General features: G+C 74.0%; 1 protein-coding gene and 1 pseudogene. Both read right to left on the bottom strand.

Features of this window, described 5'->3' with window-relative positions; all coding sequences use genetic code 11:
• Window positions 1-111 (bottom strand): hypothetical protein (locus I5E_RS27065; RefSeq protein WP_148286994.1); only part of this gene is annotated, 111 nt, incomplete at its 3' end.
• Between the two features lie 286 nt (window positions 112-397).
• A pseudogene (locus I5E_RS27060) lies at window positions 398-589 on the bottom strand (patatin-like phospholipase family protein); the annotation flags it as partial.
• Window positions 590-689 lie beyond the last annotated feature (100 nt).

The raw sequence follows: 689 nt of genomic DNA, 5'->3' as shown, positions 1-689 counted from the left end.
GGCGAGGTCGACCACCTCGATCTGGTCGGCCGCACGCACCACGGCGTCCGGGACGGTCTCGCGTTGCACGGTGCCCGTGATCTCGCGCACGACGTCGCCGAGGGACTGCATGTGCTGAGGTGCCGTCGGTCGCGTCGATCGCGGTGACGGCGAGGGGCTTCGGCGGCCACTCGGTCGACGGCAGGGTCTCGGCGAAGGTCGCAGCGCGCTGGTCGTCGGTCTGGCCGGTCGTCGTGCGCTGGGCGAGCCGGCCGAGCCGGGCACGGGCGTCCTGGTCGGAGGTGGCGCCGTCGAGCACGGCGCCGATCCGCTGCTGGAAGTCGTCGCCGTCGATCGGGACGGGCTCCTCGTAGGTCGTCGGGACGGCGGCGTGCTGCTGGTCGTACGCCTGCTGGACGGCGCCGGCGCGGACGAAGGTCCCGACGACGCTGCCCGCGCTCGACCCGACGACGAGGTCCGCTGCGTCGAGGTCCACCCCGGCGTCCTGCAGGGCCGACAGCACCCCGAGTTCCCACGCGATGCCGGCGACGCCACCACCGCCGAGGACGAGTGCTCTGGTTCCGGGCGCTGGTGTGGTGACGTCGGTCATGCGTCCTGCTTACCAGGTGCGGACGACGCGGAGGACCGCGCGACGCGACCTGTGGAGAGCGACCGGGCGCGGCACCGGTCGTGCGCACGGGCGGACGGGA

Origin of the sequence: Curtobacterium sp. B18, assembly GCF_000333375.1 — a bacterium.
In the GTDB taxonomy this organism is placed as follows: domain Bacteria; phylum Actinomycetota; class Actinomycetes; order Actinomycetales; family Microbacteriaceae; genus Curtobacterium.
Note: the sequence above shows the minus strand (reverse complement) of the source record. Positions and strands in the feature narration are given on the sequence as shown.